This is a genomic window from Flavobacterium sp., assembly GCF_044368625.1.
Classification (GTDB): Bacteria; Bacteroidota; Bacteroidia; order Flavobacteriales; family Flavobacteriaceae; genus Flavobacterium.
The window spans coordinates 1-7,493 of the sequence record NZ_JBIPPD010000165.1; the positions used below are offsets into that span (position 1 = coordinate 1).

The 7,493-nt window shown below is 32.9% G+C and carries 6 protein-coding genes; all 6 read right to left on the reverse strand.

Annotated elements, in window-relative coordinates; genetic code table 11:
* Nucleotides 1-717, reverse strand: a 717-nt coding sequence (locus ACIQ2X_RS11835; RefSeq protein ID WP_396179123.1) for an AAA family ATPase, incomplete at its 3' end; no start/stop codon positions are given.
* Between the two features lie 5 nt (nucleotides 718-722).
* Nucleotides 723-938: a hypothetical protein gene (locus ACIQ2X_RS11840; protein WP_396179124.1), complete on the reverse strand. Its 216-nt coding sequence runs from the start codon at nucleotides 936-938 to the stop codon at nucleotides 723-725.
* Between the two features lie 4 nt (nucleotides 939-942).
* On the reverse strand, nucleotides 943-1,932 hold the full coding sequence (locus tag ACIQ2X_RS11845) for a virulence RhuM family protein (protein ID WP_396179125.1): 990 nt from the start codon (nucleotides 1,930-1,932) through the stop codon (nucleotides 943-945).
* A 27-nt stretch (nucleotides 1,933-1,959) separates the two neighbouring features.
* Nucleotides 1,960-4,251: a DEAD/DEAH box helicase gene (locus tag ACIQ2X_RS11850; protein WP_396179126.1), complete on the reverse strand. Its 2,292-nt coding sequence runs from the start codon at nucleotides 4,249-4,251 to the stop codon at nucleotides 1,960-1,962.
* 6 nt (nucleotides 4,252-4,257) lie between these two features.
* Nucleotides 4,258-6,114, reverse strand: coding sequence for a site-specific DNA-methyltransferase (locus ACIQ2X_RS11855; RefSeq protein ID WP_396179127.1), 1,857 nt, complete (start codon nucleotides 6,112-6,114; stop codon nucleotides 4,258-4,260).
* Nucleotides 6,115-6,954: 840 nt separating this feature from the next.
* Complete coding sequence (locus ACIQ2X_RS11860; protein WP_396179128.1) at nucleotides 6,955-7,338, reverse strand: HU family DNA-binding protein; 384 nt, start codon at nucleotides 7,336-7,338, stop codon at nucleotides 6,955-6,957.
* Nucleotides 7,339-7,493: the final 155 nt, after the last annotated feature.

Here is a 7,493-nt window from a genome sequence, read left to right on the forward strand (position 1 = left end):
TTTAGTAGCATCAATTAAGTCTAGGTATTTTTTATGTTCTTCTAAAAGGTTTTTGTATTGTGTTCTTTCTTCTTCAATTTCAATACTTTGTGCAATGTATTCTTGCGTTAGTGTATTGGTTGCATTGCCTAATTGAATATACTTATTGAAACCCATCACGTTTTCAATATTCTCTTTGATGACACGATTAAGGTATTCGTCCTTTAACAAATTACCTGCTTCCATTGCATCAAAAAGGAAATACTTACTTAATTCTTGTGGTAGGTTGGCTTTGATTATTTTATTTACTTCGGCTTCTTTTTTTACTCTTTCGGCGTGTGGTGTAGCCGTACCGTAATTAAAAATGTCTCCATTAAGATTAAGGATCACTGCTTCAACTGGATTATTTTGTGCATTGAGTGTATATAATCGCTTGATTATGTATTTGTAATCGCTGTGTAATACCTTACCCGTGAAGTGAATTTCTAATTCAATTTTGTTGCTGCTATTTCCAGAACTTTTAGCCCTTTCGCCAGCGTTTTGTAATTTATTGAAGTGTTGTTCATCTTTTACTTTTAGACCATACAACGCACTATAAATGGCTTGAAACAAAGTAGTTTTACCACCACCATTTTCTCCACCAATTAATATTATTGGTTGCTCTTCGTTTACGGTTAAATCCAAATCGAGTTCACGATAGGTTTTAAAGTTTTTGGCAATTATTTTGGTAATGAGCATAGTACTTATATTTTATTTAAAGCCTTTTCAATAATTTTTTCAATCTTTTTGCTGTCAATATCTTCGTTATTGATTTTAAGATTGTGAAACTCTTTTAAAATGTTTTCTTGTAACCATTCAAAGCTTAGTCCTTGTTCTTCGGTAAGATGCTGAATGATTTCCATATCGTCTTTACGAATACCGAAATGTATGAATGTTGTGTCTAGCCCTTTGTTTATCATAACTTTATTTTTTTAATCGTTTGATATCTTCTTCAATTTCTTTTAGACTTTGCTCTTTTTCAATAGCAGCTTGCGTTAGTTTGTATTTTTCAAACTCGGTTGCTGATTTTTTTAAAGCTCGATCGTGACTTATTTTACCAGCGTGTGTTAGTAATTCTCTTCCGTTGAGTTGCAAAATGCCGTCTAATCTTGCAATCCAATCTTTCATATACATAGGAGTTTGTTGTTGTGCCATAGTTTCGGCAAACGCCAAATATTGCTCCACCAATAGTCCTAGTAATTTCATTTCGCTTTCATCAAGATAATTTTTTGCGATACTTACTTCTTGTTTTGTTACGGATTTTGCTTCTTTTTTATCATAAGAAAGCATCCCCATTAATGGCAAACTGGCATCTACTCTTCGATATACTAACTCAGCTGCTGTGTTTTGAGAGATTGCCCAAAGCAATTTATTTTGTACTACTTTGAAAAAAGCTATTGTTTTTTCATCCTTAGGATCATAATCAATACTAGTAGTATAAATATCTTTTATTTTTTGGTAAAAGAATTTTTCAGATAAGCGAATTTCACGAATGCGACTTTGCAACTCGTTAAAATAATTCATTGAATTACCCGACTTGAAGCGCTCATCATTCAACGCAAATCCTTTAACAATATATTCTTTAAGTCTTTGAGTAGCCCATATTCTAAACTGTGTTCCTTGTATTGACTTTACTCTATAGCCAACAGAAATGACAACATCAAGATTGTAAAAGTTGGTATTGTAGTTTTTTCCATCAGTTGCAGTTGTTCGGAAATTCCGAACAACTGCATTTTCTTGTAATTCTCCTTCTTCAAAAACATTTTTTATATGTTCACTAATGGTGGCTTTTGATTTTTGAAATAACTCGCAAATTTGAGCTTGGGTAAGCCAAACAGTTTCTTCCTCTAAACGAACATCAATTTTGATATTACCCTCTTGGTTTTGATAAATAAGTATTTCGCCAGTGTTCATAGTATTGCTACTTTTTCAAAATTAGTTTTATTCCGCAGGTTTAAACATATCCATACCATTCGTGTCTTTTGTATTAGCAATTTTATTACTCCAATACCACCAAGTTGATACATTATTAGGCGATTTTTCAATTAAAATTCCTCCAATAGTTTTCAATCCTCTACCGTTTCTTTCTGTAATAAAATCTACTAAAGCATTGTGTTTTAAATGTGCATTTGCTGGATCACTTCCTGCTGTTTTGGTATCAAATAAACAAGTAACATTCGATTTAGTCAATATAACGAAATCAACATAAAAAAGACTTTGCTTACCCAAATAATCAATATAAGGAACTGCAAAATGTTCTTTGGCTTTTTCTCCATTTTTGTACCACCATTGCAAATTTTCCTTGTTTTTTTCAAGAAAATCTCTAAATCTTTGTTCTGGTCCAGAGGATCTGTTGTATTCATAAAAAGGCTTTAAAGCGTGTCTTTGTACTGCTTCTTTTTCCTCGTATAATTCATTATAAATTCTTTCTATAGGCACTTCCCATTCGTAATTTTGAACATCTTTTGTGGCGTTATTCGCTTTTTGCTCTTGCATTTCTTGATAACGCTCTTTTGCTTTTTCTATTAACTCAATGAAGATGGGTTGGTTTTGATCGTACAGCATTATTTTAATAGCATCATATTCAATAATACCGAAGTAGTCTTCAAAAAAGTATTTCATACCACCTTCTAAAACAGGCGTACTATCAACTGCTGCATAAGGTGCTGTTAATGCTCTACAAAAATCTTTGAATAATCGAGCCAATTCACTAGGTGTTTTTGCAAAACGAGCCGTTTCGGTAACTAATTTTGTTTGCTCTTCTCCAGTCAATAGTACATTTTCAGGGATAACAATTTCAATAGTATTTATATCCGTATTTATGAAACGTTTTTTGAGTAATTGTTTATTGGTTTCGAAAAAGTGGTCTGAACCCATTTCTCTTTTTAATTCCCAATTTAATTCTGCGATTTCATATAATGCTTTTCTAAATTGAGCTCCTAAACGATTACGAACTATTCTTGTATTGATATAAGTAGAATTCAAATGAACTGGCACATAATCTTCTATTCGACGTGCTTTGTTCATTGTGATATAACTCATATCATCTTTTACGATTTCGATTTGATTTTTACTTAAATTGGTATAAACATATCCTTGATTTAATAACGGATTTGGATAATGTTTTTGTTCTGGCATACGCAAAATTCTACCTACGGTTTGAATGGTGAACGTAGTACTTTTTAATTCCCTAAAAATCAATAATACTCCAGCTCTTGGACAATCCCAACCTAAAGCAATGGCTTGTTTAAATAACAAGACTTCGACCATATTGTCGGGTTTTTCAATATCCTCAACATTGTCTTTTCTGCCTGATAACCAAACCGCAAGTTTATTATTATTGACCGTAATATTGTAGTTGTATTCAAGGTTTTGCAATACTACATCAATGTATTTTTCATCATCGGCTGTATTGTTATCGCTTGTATCGTTAGGCAATTGTATCAATAAAAGCGGATTTATTTTAACACCTAAACTTTCATACGCTTGGCGTAACTCTTCTCTTTTTGCTAACGCTTGTTCTAATAAAATTTCTTCTAATGAGCGACCTTGTTGTACAATGGTGTCTAAAGCAGGATTTAGAATAATGCCTTCTTTTATCATTTCTTCGGCAATTACATCTTGACGTTCTACCAAAGTTTTATAATCACTATTTGTGGTTGGTGTAGCCGAAACCCGAATTTCTATTTTTGGATAGAGTTTTTGTAATACTTCATTGGCTCTTTTGGCTGTTTTAGTATTGGCAAACATATGTTCTTCATCAATAATTACGATGATTTCGGTATCGCTTAATTTGGCTTTGTTAATGAAATTAAATAGGGTTTTGCCACTTTCATTATCTCGAACCATCAAGTTTTTGTCTTTGTTGATGCTTTCCCAGTTCAAGAATAACACTTCGCTTGGTTGCAATTCATTATCCGAAATATCAGTAAAGAAAATAGGTTTTATGGAACGCATTTCTGCAAAATACCCTTTTAAGGCATTGTAACTCTGAATGTATAATTTGTTTGGAGCAATCCAAATAAAAGCTGCTTTGCGTTTTTCTAGTTCGTATCGTTCTGGCAACTCTTCGCAAACTCTATTCAAAAAAGCTGCCATCATTATGGTTTTACCAGCACCTGTTGGCGCTTTGAAAATTAAATTATGACGTGCATTGGGCTTTTTTAATAACTTGTATAATTTTTCCGAAAGATCATTAACGGCTTCGTCTTGGTATTTTTTTAATAGTATCATTTTGCGTTAAGAGTTGGATTGATTAAACAAATTTTCATCAGTAGTTTCATCATCTTCTAATGTTGGTACAATATCTCGTTTGGTTTTTGGCAATACATTTTGATAGGCTTTGTAAATAGCATCGGGCAAAGCGCATAGTTCTACAAAAGGGGCTACATCTTCAAAATCTTCGGTATATGGATATTGACCGTTACTAAATACATATACTTTGATACGCGTATCGGTTTGTTGGTTTTCTTTTATTTTTTTGATAATTTCAATACTGTCTTCAATCATTAAATCATCATAAATAACAATGAGTTGCTTAATTGGACTTTCAAATATAGCTGTCCAATTTTTTACACCATATTGAGTAGTTACTTCGTTGTAGCAATTTTCTTTGATGCATAACAACTCTGTAGCTAATCTTGTAAGTTCTTTTTTGTTTTTTAAGGATTTGGTGCGGCTAACATATTCACTTTTGAAATAACGTAAATTGTTATTTTCTAATCCTGCAACTGCAATACCTTTAGCACTAGTATAACCTTCAATCACTCTTTTGTTGCGTTCATAAGTAACTTCCTCACAAATGTTGTTTTCATTATTGGTTATCAATATACATTGACGATTACCTCCATCTTCATCATTAAGAGCCATTGTTGCGTGAAGTGTTGTACCAGAACCTGCAAAGAAATCAAGGATTATTCCATTATTAAAATTTGCAATTACGAATAAATCTTTGAGAAAGGGTACTGGCTTAGGTCCTTCAAATTTTTTTGATCCCAGTATTTCTTTTAAATGATTAGTTGATGTTGAAGTGCTATATTCTGCCTTATAAAAAAAGGATTTTGGTTTTTTTGTGGGTAAATCGCCAATTTGAGGTCTTTGTTTTTTGTATATATTCAAACCGCCATTTCTAGCATCTGTAACAATAAGATTGTAAGGTTCTGCTTTAATCTTTGATTTTTGCCATGTCCAAGATAATTCATCCCCATCATCATTTATTGGCCATAAAACATTGTCAATGACATTTATTGGCTTATCATCATCTGTTATATAAATTTCATTATTGTTTGTAATGAATATTGGAAACCATCCTTTTGGTCGTTTAGCACGAGAAGCATCTTGTCCTGTTCTTCTCAATGTATCAGCTTTCTTCCAGTATCCATATTCATCCTCATTCCAATCTTTTTCTATCTCAGTTTCATCAATTGCGAAATGACCAAATTCTTTTCCTTCAAAAGCTTTCGTATAAACTAAAAAATACTCATGTGTATCTGCAAACCCATAGTTGTCATGGTTTCCTTTAAGATTCATAATTGTTGGGATTGTTGCAACAAAATTTTTAATCCCGAATATCTCGTCGCATAATAACTTCAATTGAGCTTGTTCATTATCATCAATACTGATAAATACAACACCTGATTCATTCAGCAATCGATGAGCAATACGTAATCGTTTGTCCATAAACGAAAGCCATTTACTGTGTCGATAACTATCTTCTTTATCTACAAAAGTATCGTTGTATTTAAAATCTTTATTTCCTGTGTTGTATGGTGGGTCAATATAAATTACATCTATTTTTCCTTCGTGGGTAAAAGTTAGAGCAGTAAGAGCGTGCAAGTTGTCGCCTTCTATTAAAATATGGTTTGGAGCCTCATCCCCCGCCTTCTCCAAAGGAGAAGGAGCCAAAATGCGTTTCTCTACAACTTCTCGCAATACTGGTAAATTATTACGTAGTTGTTCTTCAACATCTTCGGGTTTGTCTTCCCAAACTAGGCCGTATTTTTTCTTAGTATTCACTAAATTAATTAAATACGCACGTTCGTCTTGAGTTACGCCGTCGAGTTGTTTTATTTTAGAGATTAGATCTTGTTTGTTCATTGTTAGTTGATGTGGTAGCGTTGTAAGCTAAAGTTTTTGAGTTGTACTTTAAAAATTTTAACAATTGGAGGTAAATATATAAAAAGCTCTTAATATAATTATACGGGAAACCGTAATATGATGAAATTGCAAGAAAAAAATTTATTAATGGTTTCTACTATATTAAAATAGAAGATGGCATGCCTTTTAGGTAAATCCAAAAATAAATTCTAAAACTTTCTGAATTCTTTTAATGTTAAGCGAACAGCTTTCATACATTTTTGTTTCAAAAAAATAGTTTTACCAACCCCTATTCCGCCTATACCAGCAATAAAGCCTAGCAGCTATCTGTGCATCAACGATTTAGAAGCATTACTTTTTAAAAATGCTTAAAACCAATAGTTTTAAAATTTAGAAAAAGGAGCAGTTCTCTTTTATACTTATACATTATTTGAAAACGAAAAGCTGGAACTTTTCGAGACTTTCAAATTACTACATTTGCTCAAAAAGACGGGTTACTAGCCGCTATTTTTGAAGTTTTTTTATGTTTTTTGTAAGGTAATGACTTCAAAAAAAGTTTTTTTTTAGGCAAAATATGGGCTTTTTACAGCTGTTTTCGCTTCAATTTTTAGTACAAAAATTAGAATTTTATGTCTTCAAGAAGGATTGGACCACTTTTTCAAACCATCAGGGCGGGTTTTTGAGCTGGTCAGGACGAAGTAAAAGTTTCGTGCGGTCGAAGTAAAAGTTTCGTACGGTCGAATTGGAGCCTAATTTGGCCCGTTTTTAACAAAAAAAAAGCCTCGAGTGCAGGAACACTCGAGACTTTCAAATTGCTAAATTTACTCTAGCGACGGGTTACTAGCCGGCTTTTTGGTACGACAAGTTCAGTAGTAAATTACGCAGTTTTTTCCCTGGACGGAAAAGAATCCGGCTTTTTACAATGTCATTTGCCGTAACATCTTCTGCATTTTCTTGCCCCTTAGCACTAATGCTGACTTGGAAATTGCCCAAACTTCCTAGTTTTACAATCCGACCTTGCTTGAGTTCGTTGATGATGTTGTGTTCCAACGATCGAAGTACGGCATAGCAATCCGTGTCGGTTAACGTACTCTGGTACGCAATCATTTCGGCCAAGGCTTCCATATCGGTTTCGCCATTGCCAATTGAGGAAGCATAATACTTTTGTGGTGCTTCCATGTCTTGAGGATTTAACCTCGGTAACGTTTTAAACTTAATTGCCATTTTTTTTTTAGGAATTAAATTATTAGTAAGAAATTTTGCTAAGTACACATCGTTTTTGTGTCTTACTGCAGGACAATATTATGAAATTATTTGGTGGAATAAAAAAAAATTGTGCGAAATTTTTAATTATTTTTTACAATGTAGAAAACATAGGG